15 protein-coding genes, 1 tRNA gene and 1 pseudogene are annotated in these 17,323 nt (G+C 43.6%); 12 read left to right on the top strand and 5 right to left on the bottom strand.

All coding sequences use genetic code 11. From position 1 onward, the window contains the following. Position 1: 1 nt before the first annotated feature. Both SSV_RS10460 and SSV_RS10455 read left to right on the top strand, forming a co-directional pair. Complete coding sequence (locus SSV_RS10460; RefSeq protein WP_141640147.1) at positions 2-1,411, top strand: lipopolysaccharide biosynthesis protein; 1,410 nt, start codon at positions 2-4, stop codon at positions 1,409-1,411. Between the two features lie 158 nt (positions 1,412-1,569). Next, on the top strand, positions 1,570-2,544 hold the full coding sequence (locus SSV_RS10455) for an acyltransferase family protein (RefSeq protein ID WP_072074727.1): 975 nt from the start codon (positions 1,570-1,572) through the stop codon (positions 2,542-2,544). Between the two features lie 118 nt (positions 2,545-2,662). On the opposite strand, the gene SSV_RS10450 is transcribed toward SSV_RS10455, so the two are convergent. Beyond that, positions 2,663-3,535 (bottom strand): RluA family pseudouridine synthase, encoded by an 873-nt coding sequence (locus tag SSV_RS10450; protein WP_176693604.1) that lies wholly within the window; start codon positions 3,533-3,535, stop codon positions 2,663-2,665. 176 nt (positions 3,536-3,711) lie between these two features. On the opposite strand from SSV_RS10450, the gene pbp2a reads away from it, so the two are divergent. From pbp2a to nusG, 4 genes are all read left to right on the top strand, one after another. Then, entirely contained in the window at positions 3,712-5,940 is a 2,229-nt protein-coding gene (pbp2a, locus tag SSV_RS10445; protein ID WP_072074725.1) for a penicillin-binding protein PBP2A, read from the top strand. A 68-nt stretch (positions 5,941-6,008) separates the two neighbouring features. Further along, the gene (rpmG, locus tag SSV_RS10440; RefSeq protein WP_002914139.1) at positions 6,009-6,161 is read left to right on the top strand and encodes a 50S ribosomal protein L33; all 153 of its coding nucleotides are present in this window, start codon (positions 6,009-6,011) and stop codon (positions 6,159-6,161) included. A gap of 9 nt (positions 6,162-6,170) precedes the next feature. After that, positions 6,171-6,350 (top strand): preprotein translocase subunit SecE, encoded by a 180-nt coding sequence (gene secE, locus SSV_RS10435; protein WP_002894022.1) that lies wholly within the window; start codon positions 6,171-6,173, stop codon positions 6,348-6,350. Positions 6,351-6,610: 260 nt separating this feature from the next. After that, positions 6,611-7,147: a transcription termination/antitermination protein NusG gene (gene nusG, locus SSV_RS10430; protein WP_002894018.1), complete on the top strand. Its 537-nt coding sequence runs from the start codon at positions 6,611-6,613 to the stop codon at positions 7,145-7,147. A 105-nt stretch (positions 7,148-7,252) separates the two neighbouring features. Here nusG and SSV_RS10425 read toward each other — a convergent pair whose 3' ends face one another. The 3 genes from SSV_RS10425 to SSV_RS10415 form a co-directional block, all read right to left on the bottom strand. After that, entirely contained in the window at positions 7,253-7,783 is a 531-nt protein-coding gene (locus tag SSV_RS10425; RefSeq protein WP_072074724.1) for a hypothetical protein, read from the bottom strand. A 303-nt stretch (positions 7,784-8,086) separates the two neighbouring features. Further along, positions 8,087-8,851, bottom strand: coding sequence for a hypothetical protein (locus SSV_RS10420; protein WP_072074723.1), 765 nt, complete (start codon positions 8,849-8,851; stop codon positions 8,087-8,089). A gap of 129 nt (positions 8,852-8,980) precedes the next feature. Continuing rightward, positions 8,981-9,051: transfer RNA gene (locus tag SSV_RS10415), tRNA-Cys, on the bottom strand. A gap of 307 nt (positions 9,052-9,358) precedes the next feature. On the opposite strand from SSV_RS10415, the gene rpsB reads away from it, so the two are divergent. From rpsB to SSV_RS10400, 3 genes and pseudogenes are all read left to right on the top strand, one after another. Next, the gene (rpsB, locus tag SSV_RS10410) at positions 9,359-10,141 is read left to right on the top strand and encodes a 30S ribosomal protein S2 (RefSeq protein WP_002894015.1); all 783 of its coding nucleotides are present in this window, start codon (positions 9,359-9,361) and stop codon (positions 10,139-10,141) included. Positions 10,142-10,213: 72 nt separating this feature from the next. After that, entirely contained in the window at positions 10,214-11,257 is a 1,044-nt protein-coding gene (tsf, locus tag SSV_RS10405; RefSeq protein WP_002928238.1) for a translation elongation factor Ts, read from the top strand. A gap of 155 nt (positions 11,258-11,412) precedes the next feature. Beyond that, a pseudogene (locus SSV_RS10400) lies at positions 11,413-12,889 on the top strand (IS1182 family transposase). A 35-nt stretch (positions 12,890-12,924) separates the two neighbouring features. Here the strand turns inward: SSV_RS10400 and SSV_RS10395 are convergent. Continuing rightward, positions 12,925-13,413, bottom strand: coding sequence for a hypothetical protein (locus SSV_RS10395; RefSeq protein WP_176693603.1), 489 nt, complete (start codon positions 13,411-13,413; stop codon positions 12,925-12,927). Positions 13,414-13,559: 146 nt separating this feature from the next. Between SSV_RS10395 and SSV_RS10390 the strand changes: the two genes are divergently transcribed. From SSV_RS10390 to SSV_RS10380, 3 genes are all read left to right on the top strand, one after another. Next, the gene (locus tag SSV_RS10390) at positions 13,560-14,024 is read left to right on the top strand and encodes a CtsR family transcriptional regulator (protein WP_002899234.1); all 465 of its coding nucleotides are present in this window, start codon (positions 13,560-13,562) and stop codon (positions 14,022-14,024) included. After that, entirely contained in the window at positions 14,025-16,454 is a 2,430-nt protein-coding gene (locus tag SSV_RS10385; RefSeq protein WP_072074721.1) for an ATP-dependent Clp protease ATP-binding subunit, read from the top strand. A 127-nt stretch (positions 16,455-16,581) separates the two neighbouring features. Further along, entirely contained in the window at positions 16,582-17,292 is a 711-nt protein-coding gene (locus tag SSV_RS10380) for a DUF4272 domain-containing protein (RefSeq protein ID WP_072074720.1), read from the top strand. Positions 17,293-17,323 lie beyond the last annotated feature (31 nt).

The following is a 17,323-nucleotide window of genomic DNA, read 5'->3' as shown; positions in this document are numbered from 1 at the left end:
TTTGTCTGGTGGATTTAAAAAAATAGTAGCTAATTTTTCCTATGTTGTCTTGTCCAATTTGCTGACAGTAATAGTTTCTTCTCTGGTTGTCTTGATTTTGCCTAAGATTATGGGTGTAGAGGAGTATGGATACTGGCAACTCTATATTTTTTATTTATCTTATGCTGGTTTTGTTCATCTGGGCTGGGTGGACGGAATCTACCTTCGCTACGGTGGTTTGGAGTATGCGGATCTGGATAAAGAGAAGTTTTTCTCTCAGTTTCTCATGCTTTTGATCTATCTGACAGGGATTGGAATTTTATTTTTCTTAGGGACTTCTGCCTTTATTAGAGATGAGAGCAGTCGGTTTGTTTTTATACTTTTGGTTTATACCATGTTGGTCACCAATCTGCGCTTTCTCTTTGTGTACGTTTTGCAGATGACTAATCGACTGAAGGAAAGTTCCTATGTTGTCAGTGGAGACCGACTCCTCTATTTACTGCTTTTGCTGGTCTTTATTTTCGTGGGTTTTCGAGACTTCAAGATTATGGTCTATGCAGATTTGATTGGTAGAGTTGTTTCTCTTTTTTATGCCATGTATCTATGCCGAGATATGGCCCTGCGACCTCTCAATCAGTTTAAGCTTGATATACAGGAAACGGTTCGCAATATTGCTGTCGGTATCAATCTGATGCTATCAAATGTAGCCAGTATGCTCATTATCGGAACGGTTCGAATGGGGATTCAAAAGGTATGGAATATTGCTACATTTGGGAAAGTATCCTTGACCCTGAGCATTTCCAATCTGCTGATGACCTTTATCAACGCTATCGGTTTGGTTATCTTTCCAATTTTGAAACGGACGGATGAAAGCAAATTGCCTAAGATTTACAGTCAGTTGCGGAATGTCCTTATGGTTCTTATGTTTGGTGTGCTTTTGCTGTATTATCCCCTGAAAATAGCTTTGGACAGCTGGCTGCCGGCTTACAGAGAGTCCTTGATATTTATGGCTCTAGTCTTTCCTATGTCTGTCTACGAGGGTAAAATGGCTCTTCTTATCAATACCTACTTAAAAGCCTTACGAATGGAGAGGCAGATTTTTAAAGTAAATGTTATTGCCATGTTCTTAAGTTTCGCTACTACCTTGATTTTTGCAGTTTTTCTGCGCAATCTGAATGCTACAGTGCTGTCTATCGTGCTGTTGCTGGCGACTAGGAGTATACTGGCAGAGCTAATCTTAGCCAAGAGGATGAAGATTGAGGTCGTCAAAGATATCTGGGTTGAATTGCTAATGACGCTTGTATTTATTGCTTCGAATTGGTTTTTATCAGTTTATCTAGCTGCAGCAGCTTACGGATTTGTCTATCTGACCTACAGCATTTACAAATACCAAAGTTTAAAAGGCCTGCTCCAGCAATTGCGGACTCGTTGATGCTTGAGAAATTATAAATGAAAAAGTAATTTGAATGTATAAAAGGTCCTAGATAGGGCTTTTTATATGCACTCCCCTGTCATCAATTGATATGTTTTTTAATGGGCGTGTAATCTGGTCTTGATGAGCTGTAATAATAAACATGCTATAATGTCTGCATGAAAACTGAAAACACAACTTTGCACGCTTTTAAGGCCCTAGCTTGTTTTAGTATTGTTTCCTTACACTTTCTGCTGCCAGGGCAATTTGGGGTTTTTTATCAAATTGTGGCCCGCTTTGCAGTTCCCTTTTTCATGATGCTGTCGGGCTATTTTTCCTTTAATATTTCCAGAGACAAGGTCAAGTATCGTCTCAAGCAGATGCTCCTTTTGACAGCTGCCAGTCTTCTGTTTTACACGATTGTGCATTTTGTCAACTTGCTGCTGACAAGAGAGTTAACAGAAAAGATGGCAGCTATAGACCTATCTGATTTTGCGGACTTTTTCCTCTTTAACAGTCCCAGAGACTTGATTGGCTCGGCTGCTACGCCGACTTGGTATTTGCTGGCTATTTCTTATATCTACACGCTTTATCTGGTTTTTTATAAGCATTTTCACCGCTTAACTAGCTTGGGTGTGTCATTGTTCTTGTTGATTCTGGCTTTTTGTATCGAGTTCAATACAGATAGCGAATTTTACTATCGCAACTTCCTGTTTATGGGTCTTCCCTTTTTCATTCTAGGGATGCAGTTTGCTAAGCATCGGGATCGGATTTTAGCCTATGACTTGTCGTCTGTCAGGAAATGGGCGATCGGTCTAGGAATAACTGGTTTGATTTTACTTGAGTACTGTTTCATGGGTACGGAATATGACCTCTACCCCAGCACTCTTTTTTCATCCAGTGCAATTTTCTTCTATGCGGTAAGAAATGGGTCCGATATTGATATTCCGATTTTGAATAATATCGCCAAGAGATATGCCACCATGATTTATATCATTCATCCTTTCATTATCTTCATTTTCAGGTCGATAATGCCTCGGAATACTATTTATAGTTTTGGCTTTTTTATCATTTTCTTACTATCTTACTTGCTGAGCATAGCTTTTCAAAAAGCCCTCAGGCCCAGACTTATCAGTGCGCTTCCGGCTCAGTGATGTAAACTGTCAGAGCTTATCATTGCTTTCACTCCAAACCAAAAGCAACAGATGATTTCTGTTGCTTTTCGTGGTTTATCTAGGATAAGGTTACAGTCTATCTCTCAGAGTAGAGCTTTTATGATTTCAGGCTGCTTAAGACCTTTTCAAAACTGTCAGAGCGGGCTTCGACGGTGATTTTTTCTAGTGTAAAAGGGTGGGTGAAGGTCAGCCGATGGGCGTGGAGCATAAGCCGCCCTTGGGGTTGCGGATGATAGAGTGAGTCGCCAACCAGAGGGTGTCCGTGGTGAGCCAGATGGACACGAATCTGATGGGTGCGGCCAGTCTTGAGTTGGCATTTGACCAAGGCAGCCTGTCTAAACTGCTTGAGACGAGTCACATGGGTCTCTGCATAGAGCCCTTTTCGGGGGTCAACCCGCCGTTTCCTGCGATCATGGCGGTCGCGGCCAATCTTGTCTTTATATATAAGCTTTTTGCTTGGGAACTTGCCTTGGACCAAAGCCCAATATTCGCGGCTGATTTCTCGCTTTTCCAGCAGCCGATTGAGGATGGGCAGGACAAAGGGATTCTTGGCAAAGAGGACAGCACCGCTGGTTTCTTTATCCAGCCGGTGAACGACATAGCAGGTCTCACCGACATAGGCGGAAACATGATTAAGAAGGGCTAGTTCCGTTGGCTCATTAGCGTGGGTTTTTATACCTTCGGGTTTATTGACGATGATGAGGTGCTGGTCCTGGTAGAGCTCTTCTACGAGTTCGCCATTTCCAAACAAGATTGTTTTTTGAGGATAATCCTCTTCATCAAATATCAGGCTGATGTCATCTCCGGGGTTGACTACAGTCTGCCAGTTGATGGCTAGACCGTTGACAGACACATGCTTTTTGATCCGTAGAAAGTGCCGGATTTTTCGCGGAATGAGAAATTGTTCTTCCAGCAGCTCTTTGACCGTCATGGCGGGCAGTCCATCTGGGATAGTCAGTGTAAATTTCATACATTTATTGTAGCAGAAAGCCAGAACTTTGAAAATAGGCAGTGTCGGATAAGACTTGCTGCAGAGGCTTTTAAAAGGCTATTTAATATACTCTTTTTCTTAAAAATAACTAAAAATCAGACGGGAAATAGGGTACTTTCTTGTCTGCACCTAAATAAGGTGATAAAATAAGGTTTATGAAGAATTTAAAAGATTTGTTTGAAAAATTAGTAGATTATTTTACCATACAGAAACCTCAAAAAGAAGCAGCAGAGGAGGTAGAGCTGACAGAAGAGCAGGCCAAATCTGGTCTCAGCCGTTCGGGCAAGACCAAAAAGAAACCTCTCTCTCAACACCCTATCCGCCGTTTTTGGCGCAGGTTTCATCTGACCAAGATATTCCTGATTCTCGGTTTAACCTTTGGTCTGGTAGTCGGTGGCTATCTCTTTTATGTTGCTAAGACGACCAATGTCAAGGATTTGCAGAATGCCCTCAAGGCGACCACGCTCATCTTTGACAAGGATGGCAATGAAGCGGGAAGTCTGTCTGGTCAGAAAGGAACTTATGTCGAGCTGACTGAGATTAGTCAAGACCTGCAGAATGCTGTCATTGCAACAGAGGACCGGACTTTCTATGAGAATGGTGGGATTAACTACAGTCGTTTTATCCTAGCTATCCTGACAGCCGGTCGCTCGGGTGGGGGTTCTACCATTACCCAGCAGTTGGCCAAGAATGCCTATCTGTCTCAGGACCAGACCATTGAGCGGAAGGCCAAGGAATTTTTCCTAGCTCTGGAAATCAATAAGAAATACAGCAAGCAGGAAATCCTGACCATGTACCTCAATAACTCCTATTTTGGAAATGGTGTCTGGGGTGTGGAAGATGCCTCTAAGAAATATTTCGGAGTCTCAGCTAGCCAGCTCAGTCTGGATCAGTCGGCTGTTCTGGCTGGTATGCTCAAGGGACCAGAGATATATAATCCGCTGTATTCGGTTGAAAATGCGACCAATCGCCGCGATACGGTGCTACAAAATATGGTTGCTGCAGGCTTTATTGATCAGGGGACAGCTGATCAGGCTGCCGCTGTGGGAATCGGTGGTCAGCTGGTTGATGCTTATGCCGGTAAGTCAGAAGACTATCGCTATCCATCCTATTTCGATGCAGTTATCAATGAAGCGGTCAATGACTACGGCTTGACAGAAGAAGAGATTGTTAATAATGGCTACCGCATTTACACGGAGTTGGATCAGAACTACCAAGCCAGCATGCAGGTTATTTACAGCAATGTTTCTCTCTTTCCTGTAGCAGAAGATGGCACTATGGCTGAATCAGGCAGTGTTGCCTTGGATCCAAAAACCGGCGGTGTGCGGGCATTAGTTGGACGAGTCAATAGTGCAGAAGGCTTGACCTTCAGAAGCTTTAACTATGCAACCCAGTCCTCCCGTAGCCCAGGTTCTACAATTAAGCCTTTGGTTGCTTATAGTCCGGCAGTTGCTGCTGGTTGGCCGACAGATAAGGAGCTGGATAATACCAGAACTACCTTTGGTGACTATACTATCAACAACTACGGCAATATCCAAAGTTCACCTACAGTTCCAATGTATCAAGCCTTGGCAGAATCTCTGAACATTCCGGCTGTTTCAACTGTGGACCAGTTAGGCATTAACAAAGCCTTTGAGTACGGGAAAAAGTTTGGTCTCAATATGGACAAGGTCGATCAGACCTTGGGGGTTGCACTAGGAAGTGGAGTCACGACCAATCCACTGCAGATGGCTCAGGCTTATTCGGTCTTTGCCAACGGCGGCGTGATGAACGATGCCCATCTCATTACCAAAATTGAAAATGCCAGCGGTCAGGTCGTCAAGACCCATCGCCAAACCTCTACTCGAGTTCTTAATGGCTCAACTACTGACAAGATGAACAGCATGATGCTGGGGACCTTCTCAAACGGTACAGGTATCTATGCGGCTCCTTATGGCTACACTATGGCTGGTAAGACTGGTACGACTGAAACGGACTTTAACCCAGATCTATCTGGTGACCAATGGGTTATTGGCTATACGCCGGATGTGGTTATCAGCCAGTGGTTAGGTTTTCCAAAAACTGACGAAACCCACTATCTGACTGGGACCAGCGCAAATGAAGCCTCGGCGGTTTTCCGAAATGTTGCCAATAGCATCCTGCCATATACAGAAGGAACTTCCTTTGAAGGGCAAAAGAATGCCTATGCTGCCAACGGTATTGCCCCTGTCGACACCTATGGTACCGAGGAAACGGGAACTACAACCGAAAACAAAGACTTCCTGCAGGACGTTCAGGATCGAGCTCAAAATCTGGTGGATGAAGCCAAGAAGGCTATTGATGATACCGGTCTACCTGAAAAAGCTAAGAATCTCTGGGATACCATCACCAGCTGGTTTCAATAGGATTTAAAAGAGCTGAACGGCTTGTCAAAAGTATAGAATCCTGCTATAATAAGAAAGATGGAGGCGTTATGGCATTAAAAAAAGCGAGTCTAGCGTGTACAATCTGTGGTTCTAGGAACTACTCGGTTAAGCTCAGTAGCACTCCAAAACCAACGCGTTTAGAAGTTAATAAATTTTGTAAGCATTGCAGTAAATACACCCTGCATAAAGAAACTAGATAGGAGATTGTTGTGAAATTCTTTAAAGACGTTTTTAAATTATTGAAAGATACAACTTGGCCTACCCGAAAAGAAAGATGGACAGATTTTATCTCTGTCATGGAATACACTGCATTCTTTGTGGTAATCATCTATATCTTTGACAAAGTAGTAGCAAGCGGTCTTTTCCAGATTCTGAATATTTTCTCTTAATAACTGTAGAGGAAGTAGAAAAGAATACTGCGACAGATATATCATTTAAAGTCCCACCTATTGTGAGTAGGTGGGATTTTTGGCCTATATCGCTAATTACTCGTTCTTTTATTTTTCAAAAAATTGAGGCAGAATTACAAGGCTTTGATTTGTCCGGGAAATAGTTAATAAATTCCTTTGCATTTGAGGAAATTATGGTATAATAGGGCTAGAAAGAAGCAGAAGCCCGCAGGCTTTTTTATTTAGGAAAGGATGAACTCATGGACAGTTTTGATAAAGGCTGGTTTGTACTGCAGACCTATTCAGGCTACGAAAATAAGGTGAAAGAAAATCTTTTGCAGCGCGCTCAGACTTATAATATGCTGGAAAATATCTTGCGCGTGGAAATCCCTACTCAGACCGTGCAAGTAGAGAAAAATGGCAAGACCAAGGAAATCGAAGAAAATCGCTTCCCTGGTTATGTCTTGGTGGAAATGGTCATGACAGATGAAGCTTGGTTTGTTGTGCGGAATACTCCGAATGTAACAGGATTTGTCGGGTCACACGGGAACCGCTCTAAACCAACGCCACTCTTGGAAGAAGAGATTCGCAACATTCTCATCTCCATGGGTCAAACAGTTCAGGAATTTGACCTAGATGTCAAGGTTGGCGATACCGTTCGTATCATAGATGGTGCCTTCACTGACTATACAGGTAAGATTACGGAGATTGATAATAACAAGGTCAAGATGATCATTTCCATGTTTGGTAATGACACCGTGGCCGAAGTTAATCTTAGCCAGATTGCAGAGCTTTAATTGATGAAGCAGGGAGAACTCTTCGCTATCCTCGTCAAAAATAAAATCCAAGACCTTTTCAGTCTTGGATTTTTGTGTTTTTGGAAGGAATTGCAAGATTACTTTTTAGGGTTCGGCAATCTGATAGACTTTTCCGTTTTCTAAGCGCAGGTAGTGGAATTTGCCAGCCATATACCAAGAAGTAATGATTTGGCCTTGCTTCTCACGGATGGCATAGGGCTGTCCAGTTTTTCCAAAGGCTTCTGGAATGGGGGTGCCATCTTCTATACTCGGGAAAAGCATACAGGTACCGCGCGTGTGCTCGAAGACCAGCTCTTTTTCTCGCACCTGATCCTTATCGAGATGAATATGAATCTCTAGGTGCTTGGCTAGTTTCCAGGTTAGTTTTGTTTGCTTATTCTCTTTCTTAGTCTGGCTGGGCTTTCCTAGCAGCTTATCCAGTTCTTGAACAGTGCTGGGATTATCCTGAGTACGGATTTGTTGGAATTGCTTCCACTTATCTACCGACTCCATACCCGGTATCAAAGCCAGGTCCTTACTAGGATCTGAAGCTTGAGTGCTGGCACGCTGGAATTGGCAGGAAATTAGGAAAAAGCTGGATAGAATAATGGTCAGGATCAAGCTAAAACGTTTCATAAACATCTTCCTTTCTACAGAAAAGTAAGGCCTTCACTTGCATTATAATCCTTTTTGTAAGCTACAGCAAGGAATTGACGGTAAGGAAATAGGAAGAGAAAAAGATGTCAGGAAACCTTGAGGTCCAAGTCTTATCTGGTTGTCAAAAAAGCCCCATATGACTTGTAGTGAAAGGTGTTAAAACTGAGATTTTCATCGCTTTCAACGTCAAAAAAGAGAGAACAAATCTGATTCTCTCTCCAGTTTAATGCTAAGTCAACCGCTACAGCTGATATTTTTATGTTTTTGGAACTGATTAGAAGATTACTTATCCTTAATGACGGAGTCAATAATGTCTTTGGTTTGTTTCATTTGATAGGTAGACATTACCCCAACGATTTGATTGTTCTGGGTAGAGAAACTAAACTGTTCGTCATTGGAATTTTTATAGACAAAGGTTGTATCGCGTTCTGAACGCATAATCATTTCCGGACGACCAAGCTTGTCGAAAGCTGTCTTGGGAGTGTCGGATGTGGTGATGCTAGAATAACTGCTTTTGGCTGGCTGAGCGTCTTTTAGACTAAAGCTCAAATTCGTCAGGACATTATTGGTAAAGTAGCACATAATGTCTCCGTTGTCTGTGTGCCAGATGTTAACAGAGTTGCCAGGGTCATTCTCATCAGTGCTGAATGTAGGTTGGCCTAGAGCTGCTGTTACTTCATCGTAAGACGTTTTAGGTTTGTCACCATTGATATCCTCTCCGTTTACCTGAATGACAAAGCCAGTGGAAATATGGAAATTTCTTATTTTCTCTAATTCAGGAATAGAAGCTGCATCTGGTATGTATTGTAGTGCAGAAGCGTCATCTGGATCAAAGGTAGCACGTTTCTGAAATACCTCATCACTACTTTCATAGGTGCTAGAGCTACTGCTAGATGATTTGCTGGATGTTTCCTTAGAGGATGAACTTTTCGAAGCTTTGAGGGAGCTAGGCGTCTTTTTTCTTTGCTGTGTCTGCTTGGCAGGCATGCAGGCTGAGAGAGCTAGCAAAGAGAGGAGACTAAGGGTATAGAAGCTGACTTTTTTCATAATCAATCTTTTTTCCTTTCGCTGATGATGAATGATGTTTTTATAATATTATATCAGCAAAATTTGCTAGAAACAATAGAAAATGCAATAAAAAAGCCCTTTGAGGGACTTCTAGAAATATATTTATGAAGGCGGTAGACGGATTTGAACCGACGATCAAGCTTTTGCAGAGCCGTGCCTTACCACTTGGCTATACCGCCGCAACTCTTATTATTCTATCGTAAATACTTGCTTTCGTCAAGAGTCTTTCATAGCCAAAGCAGAAAATGTTAGACGCTGCCATTCTGAATGCTTCAGGAACAAATGTTCAGCCGAGAAGTAGAATTCGTACTTAGTGGCAGAAAATCTGGCAAACACCTTGTCAAAGAGCTGCGCTTTTGTTATAATAGAGGGTGCCGTGTAAATGGCGAAATACTCATTTTAGATGAATTGTGGGACTGTTGCCCTCGGGTGGTCCTGCGAGCTGAAATCTAAAAGAGGGAAAAAACAAAAAAGGAGAATTTACTCATGGCAGTAATTTCAATGAAACAACTTCTTGAGGCTGGTGTTCACTTTGGTCACCAAACTCGTCGCTGGAACCCTAAGATGGCTAAGTACATCTTCACTGAGCGTAACGGTATCCACGTAATCGACTTACAGCAAACTGTAAAGTATGCTGACCAAGCTTACGACTTTATGCGTGATGCTGCTGCTAACGATGCAGTTATCCTCTTCGTTGGTACTAAGAAGCAAGCTGCTGACGCTGTCAAAGAAGAAGCAGAACGTTCAGGTCAATACTTCATCAACCACCGTTGGTTGGGTGGAACTCTTACAAACTGGTCTACTATTCAAAAACGTGTAGCTCGTTTGAAAGAAATCAAACGCATGGAAGAAGACGGAACTTTCGAAGTTCTTCCTAAGAAAGAAGTCGCTCTTCTCAACAAACAACGTGCTCGTCTTGAAAAATTCTTGGGCGGTATCGAAGATATGCCTCGCATCCCAGATGTGATGTACGTAGTTGACCCTCATAAAGAGCAAATCGCTGTTAAGGAAGCTAAGAAATTAGGTATCCCAGTGGTTGCCATGGTTGATACTAACACTGATCCTGATGATATCGATGTTATCATCCCAGCTAACGACGATGCAATCCGTGCGGTTAAATTGATCACTGCGAAAATGGCTGATGCTGTTATCGAAGGCCGTCAAGGTGAAGATAGCGTTGAATCAGTAGAAGCAGAATTGGCTGCAACTGAAACTCAAGCAGATTCTATCGAAGAAATCGTTGAAGTTGTTGAAGGTTCAAACGAATAATCAGTAAACTAACCTAAAGGGGCAGGGCTCAGCCCAGCTCCTTTATTTAAATTAAAAAATAGGAGAAGAAAAATGGCAGAAATTACAGCTAAGCTTGTCAAAGAATTGCGTGAAAAATCTGGTGCTGGTGTCATGGACGCTAAGAAAGCACTTGTTGAAACAGATGGTGACATCGAAAAAGCGATTGAATTGCTTCGCGAAAAAGGTATGGCAAAAGCAGCTAAGAAAGCTGACCGTGTTGCCGCTGAAGGTCTGACAGGCGTTTACGTAAACGGTAACGTTGCCGCTGTTGTTGAAGTGAATGCTGAAACTGACTTCGTTGCGAAAAACGCTCAATTTGTTGACTTGGTAAATGCAACTGCGAAAGTAATCGCTGAAGGCAAACCAGCTAACAACGAAGAAGCACTTGCTTTGACAATGCCTTCAGGTGAAACTCTTGAAGCTGCATACGTATCTGCAACTGCAACTATCGGAGAAAAAATCTCTTTCCGTCGTTTTGCTTTGATTGAAAAGACAGATGCTCAACACTTTGGTGCTTACCAACACAACGGTGGCCGTATCGGAGTTATCTCAGTTATTGACGGTGGAGACGATGCTCTTGCTAAGCAAATCTCTATGCACATCGCTGCGATGAAACCAACTGTTCTTTCATACAAAGAATTGGATGAGCAATTTGTTAAAGATGAATTGGCTCAGTTGAACCATGTTATCGATCAAGATAACGAAAGCCGGGCAATGGTTGGTAAACCAGCACTTCCACACTTGAAATACGGTTCTAAAGCTCAATTGACTGATGCAGTTGTTGCTCAAGCTGAAGAAGACATCAAGGCTGAGTTGGCTGCTGAAGGCAAACCTGAAAAGATCTGGGACAAGATTATCCCAGGTAAAATGGACCGCTTTATGCTTGACAATACTAAAGTTGACCAAGCATACACACTTCTTGCGCAAGTATACATCATGGATGACAGCAAGACAGTTGAAGCTTACCTTGAATCAGTAAATGCTTCAGTAGTTGAGTTCGCTCGCTTTGAAGTTGGTGAAGGTATCGAAAAAGCTGCTAACGACTTTGAAAACGAAGTAGCTGCAACAATGGCTGCTGCTCTTGGTCAAAACTAATCGTTTTTAGCTTAGAAATAGAACGATAAAAAGGTCTGAGATTTTTTCTCAGACCTTTCAGATTGAAGACAAAGTCCTAAGAACAGAAGTTTCTAAGGGCTTTTCTTTTTGTAAAGTCGTATCATAGAGGTAAGAACAGTTGTGAGGTACTAGCTATGTTTCACAAAGAAAAACCTGATTATCATCGCTGCCAATATGGCTTCTATACGATAGACGAATTGGTCCCAGAAGATCACTTTCTTCGCCAAGTGGAATCAGAGGTTGATTTCGACTTTATCTATGACTTGGTTGAAGAAACCTATAGCCCAGATCAGGGTCGTCCCGGTCTAGATCCCGTCATGTTAGTCAAAATCCCTTTGATTCAATGTTTTTATGGCATTCGCTCTATGCGCCAAACCATTAAAGACATTGAAGTCAATGTAGCCTATCGTTGGTTTCTTGGACTAAGCTTGGATGACAAGGTGCCTCATTTTACCACATATGGAAAGAATTATAGTCGTCGCTTTCAAGATAAAGCACTGATGACTGAGATATTTTCACAAGTACTCCATCAAGCTTTATGTGCTGGTCTAATGGATCCTTCGGAAATATTTGTGGATGGAACCCCTATCAAAGCGGCCGCTAACAGTCACAAGTATCATAAGGAAATGGTTGCCCAACAAGCTAAATTTATGAGTGAGCAATTGGAAGTGGAGATTGATGTAGATAGGAAAAAACACGAAAAAAAGTCCTTAAAGCCCGCAAAAGGAAGCGAGGCTAAAGAAAAGAAAATCTCAAGGACAGATCCTGAGAGTGGTTGGTTCCACAAGGGGGAACACAAGGAAGTATTTGCCTATTCTGCCCAAGTAGCGTGTGATAAGCATGGTTGGGCCTTGGCTTATACGGTTGAAGCAGGAAATGTTCATGATAGTCAGGCTTTCCCTGCCCTTTTTGCCAAGATTGAGCCTTTTCATCCAACCTATCTCATCGCCGATGCAGGTTATAAAACCCCAGCTATTGCCCATTATTTATTACAGCGAAACATCATCCCTGTCTTCCCCTATACCCGCCCCAAGGGTGTAAAAGGGAACTTAAGGCCCAGTGATTTTGTTTACGATTCCTATTATGACTGTTACCTCTGTCCAGAGAATCAAGTATTAGCCTATCGCACGACGACCCGAGCAGGCTACCGTGAGTATAAGAGTAATCCAAATACATGTGCTTCCTGTACCCTATTATCCGTTTGCACCCAAAGCCAAAATCACCAAAAAGTAATCGCGAGACATGTATGGAAAGATGCGCTTGAATTTTGTGAAGAGATTCGCCACCGAAGAGGAATGAAGGAGATCTATAAGAAGCGCAAAGAAACCATTGAACGGCTCTTTGGGACCGCCAAAGAATACCACAACCTCCGTTATACAAGAGAGAAAGGCAAGTCCAAGATGGAAGATAAGGTTGGGCTTGCTTTGGCGTGTTTGAATCTCAAAAAACTAGTAAAAATGAGGGTGGGGAAGTCTTTTTATTTTGTTCAAATGACCATTATTCTATCAAAAGATGGCATTTTAGCCTGGCAAACAGAAAAAGACAAACATTCCAAATGGTGTTTGTCTTCGGTCTGAAAGGTCTGAGATTTTTTCTCAGACCTTTTTATAGGTTTTTAAACATCAAGTTTAGAATGGTGAGCAGCATCACTTAGCTGCTTTTTCTCTTTCTTCCTTATGAGCAATCAAGCCATTGGTAAAAATCAAAACAACCAATATGAAGAGAAGTGCAGTTGTTTGGGGGTAAGTCAGGCTAAACTGGTAGACTTTGGTAATAAACAAAAGGGGCAGAGTAACCACCATCATGATCAGAAAGCTATACCATTTGACTCGGTTGCTGACCAGCTCCTGTTCGAAGAGTAGGGGAGCATAAAGACAGGCGATGAGAGCTCCGATAGGAATATCAACGTAATCAGCGGAAAAGATGGTGAAAATACTCAGAGCTGCAAAGAGCCATTTGAGTACATGACGAGAATAGTTGAGCCAATCCATTTTCATTGGATTATCCTCCTTGTTTAGATGATAGTTGGCAGGAAGTAGTTTCTGTCTGTCTTTTCCTTGTGGATTTCCACCTATATTATAACGCTTTAAAAGCAAAAAGCAAGCGGTTACACAAGCCTGACAAAGCTTTTTCACTAGTTTGAATTGTCAGACCTTTCAGTCATCCCTTTTTCTTTTAAAAAAGAGACTTTTCCGGTATAATATTAGTCAAAGATAGTCAATGTTAGAGAAGCAAGGAAAAAAGAAATTTATTCTGAAATTCTCAACTGGAAAGGGAAGTCATGGGTGCAAAAAACACATCGGACAGTATTGAAGCATATATCAAGTCTATTCTGGCTCAGGCGGGGATGGTTGAACTGAAACGCAGTGAACTGGCTGATGTTTTTCAGGTGGTTCCCAGTCAGATTAACTATGTGATTAAGACGCGTTTTACGGAAAGTCGGGGCTATATCGTTGAAAGCAAGCGTGGTGGCGGAGGCTATATTCGGATTGGAAAGATTGAATTTTCCGACCGCCATCAGATGCTTTGCGGCCTGTACGACAGTGTGGGAGAGCGAGTCAGCCAGCAGGTTTTCACAGATGTTATTCAGCTTCTTTTTGATGAAAAGATTATGACTGAACGTGAGGGCAATCTAATCTTGTCAACAGCGTCGGACTCGATTTTAGGTGATGGAGCTGCGGTGATTCGTGCCCGAATATTAAAAAAGATTTTACAACAACTAGACAGAAAAGGAATGGAATCATAAATGAAATACTCAAAAGCCTTAATAGAAAGCTTGGAAGCAGCCCAGCTCTTGGCCGGCCATTTTCGGACAGATTATCTGGAATCATGGCATCTACTGATTGCTCTGGCTAATAATCCCTACAGCGTTGCTGGCTCAGTCCTCAATGAGTTTCCTGTGGAAGTGGATGGATTTGAAGAAGCGGCTTTTCAGATTACTGGTCAGGCTTATCAGAAAGACGGTCACTTCGAGCTGCTGCCTTTTTCTTATCGCTTAGAGGAGTTGTTTGAGGAGGCGGGGCAGATTGCAGAAGCTGTTCGCGCTAAGCATGTAGGTACTGAGCATGTGCTGCTGGCCATGTTATTTGACCGAGGGACCTTGGCCTCTCGTATTCTGGAATTTACCGGCTTTAGCTACGAAGACAAGGAGCAGGGACCGAAAATCAGTGATTTGCGAAAGGTCTTGGAGCAGAGAGCTGGCTGGGGCAAGGAAGATATCAAGGCTATCCGCAGTCTGAATAAGGGAGTAATGGCCGCTAAGCAGACCATGGCTAATATGATGGGCATGCCGGCTTCTACCAGCGGTGGTCTGGAAGACTACACCCGTGATCTGACGGAGTTGGCTAGAGATGGCCGATTGGAGCCCGTCATTGGCCGTGATCAGGAAATTTCACGGATAGTTCAGATTCTCAGTCGCAAGACTAAAAACAATCCAGTGCTGGTTGGAGATGCTGGGGTTGGTAAGACTGCTCTGGCTTTAGGTCTGGCCCAGCGTGTGGCAGCTGGTCAGGTTCCGGCTGAACTTGCCAAGATGCGGGTTTTGGAACTGGACTTGATGAATGTAGTCGCTGGCACTCGCTTTCGCGGAGACTTCGAGGAGCGGATGAACAACATCATCAATGACATTGAAGAAGATGGTCATGTTATTCTTTTCATCGATGAACTTCATACCATCATGGGCTCTGGCAGCGGTATTGACTCGACCTTAGATGCGGCCAATATCCTGAAACCGGCTCTGGCTCGCGGAACTCTGCGGACAGTTGGTGCTACGACGCAGGAAGAGTACCAGAAACATATTGAAAAAGATGCTGCTCTTTCTCGGCGTTTTGCCAAGGTCAGCATAGAAGAGCCTAATGTGGCTGACAGCATTGCTATTTTACAAGGTCTGAGAAAGAGCTATGAGGACCATCACAAGGTACAGATTAGTGATCAAGCTATTGAGACGGCGGTGAAATACGCCCATCGCTATCTGACTAGCAAGCACCTGCCAGACTCTGCCATCGATCTTTTGGACGAGGCTAGTGCGACAGTGCAGAACAGAGGACCGCAAAATTACGAGCAGTCGGATTTGACAGAAGTGGATCAAGCCTTGATGGCAGCGGACTTTAAAAAGGTGTCGAAGCTGCTTGAGCAAGAGCAGCAACCCAAGCTCTATAAACTGAAAGTGGAAGAAGACGATGTTTTGGCTACTCTTAGTGCTTTGTCTGGTATTCCAGTGCAGAAGCTGACTCAGACAGATGCGAAGAAATACCTCAATTTGGAAACAGAACTGCATAAACGCGTGATTGGGCAGGACGAGGCGATTTCAGCTATCAGCCGAGCTATCCGACGAAACCAGTCTGGTATCCGCAGCAGTAAGCGGCCGATTGGTTCCTTTATGTTCCTAGGTCCGACAGGAGTCGGGAAGACAGAGCTAGCCAAGGCTTTGGCCGAAAGTCTCTTTGATGACGAATCTGCCCTCATCCGCTTTGATATGAGTGAGTACATGGAGAAATTCGCAGCTAGTCGCCTAAACGGAGCACCTCCAGGCTATGTAGGCTATGAAGAAGGAGGGGAGCTGACGGAAAAGGTGCGCAACAGACCTTATTCTGTCCTACTCTTTGACGAGGTGGAAAAGGCGCATCCGGATATTTTCAATGTTCTCCTGCAGGTCTTGGATGACGGTCAGCTAACTGACAGCAAGGGCCGCAAGGTAGACTTCTCCAACACGATTATTATCATGACCAGCAATCTGGGGGCAACTAGTTTGCGGGATGATAAGACGGTGGGCTTTGGAGCGCGGGATATTCGCTTGGACCATGCCAATATGGAAAAACGGATGCTGGAAGAACTCAAGAAAGCACATAGACCGGAGTTTATCAACCGTATTGACGAGAAGGTAGTCTTCCACAGCTTATCTGCAGAAGATATGCAGGAGGTGGTCAAGGTTATGGTCAAACCGCTCATTGCCAGTCTTGCTGAGAAGGGAATTGAGCTGAAGTTTCAGGCTAGTGCCCTTAAGCTGCTGGCTCAGGAAGGCTACGATGTGGAAATGGGAGCACGGCCATTGCGCCGAACTCTACAGACCCAGGTAGAGGACAAGCTGTCTGAACTCCTCTTGACAGGTGATTTAGCTACTGGCCAAACACTTAAGATCGGGGTCAAGGCTGGCCAGCTCAAGTTCGAAGTGGCTTAGAAAGCGCAGTTTTTCAATGGAAAGTTGTGTGTTCGCGGTTAATCCCTGATAGCAATCATACCTATAGATACCGAACAGTTATTTCATCATTCAATGAAACTGGAAAATTGAAGGATTGGAGACTGATATGTCGTTTTTTAAAGATTTGTTTGCTGGCAAGAAAGCCAGAGTGAAAACACCAGAAGAGCGCAAGGCGGCTAGTATCCAGCGCTTGAAAAAGGAGGGAATTCCTTACCTTGAGCACTTGCCGGTTATCGAAAGTGCTGAGCAGGTACGGCCGCGCTCGCTAGAAGAAATTGCGCGTCGGGCTATTACCAGCCTCTTGATTATTCAGGCGGCCTTGGATATCGAAAATAATAATTATAATGAGGAGAGCCGCCAGTGGCTGCAGGATAAACTGCAGCAATACGGGGTGCAGGAAGAGCTGACGCCCAAAGAAAGGGCGGTCTTGGAAGATCGTGCCGACCCGGCAGCTATCGTCAATATGGTCTGGAAATACGAGGCCTATTGGTCCTTGATTTGGTCCTTGGGTCTAGTAGATACTTTACCTTTTCCAGATAAGATTTGTGATTGTGATGCTGCCATTGACGCAGTCGCTAGTGCAGTTGACTTTCAGGAATTTCTAGGTAAATGCCAACCGCGCAGCTTAGAAGAGTTACTGGATGAAGATGATTTGATTTATCGTTATCACTGGGCCTGTGTTGATGCTCGGATTCATGACCAGCCAGCACCGGCAGGCCTTGATGAAAGTGTTGTTCTGGAGAGGCGGTCTGGTCTTGACTGGCTGCTGGGGCTGAATACGGCCCAGGACTGGGATGCTGTTGAGCTGCATACCTAGTCCAACTTCTCTTGATTCACTCAATTAGAAA

The sequence above is a fragment of the Streptococcus sanguinis genome (assembly GCF_001078705.1).
Taxonomy (GTDB): domain Bacteria; phylum Bacillota; class Bacilli; order Lactobacillales; family Streptococcaceae; genus Streptococcus; species Streptococcus sanguinis_D.
The sequence above is the reverse complement of the archived record's forward strand: the minus strand, read 5'-3'. Positions and strand labels throughout refer to the sequence as shown.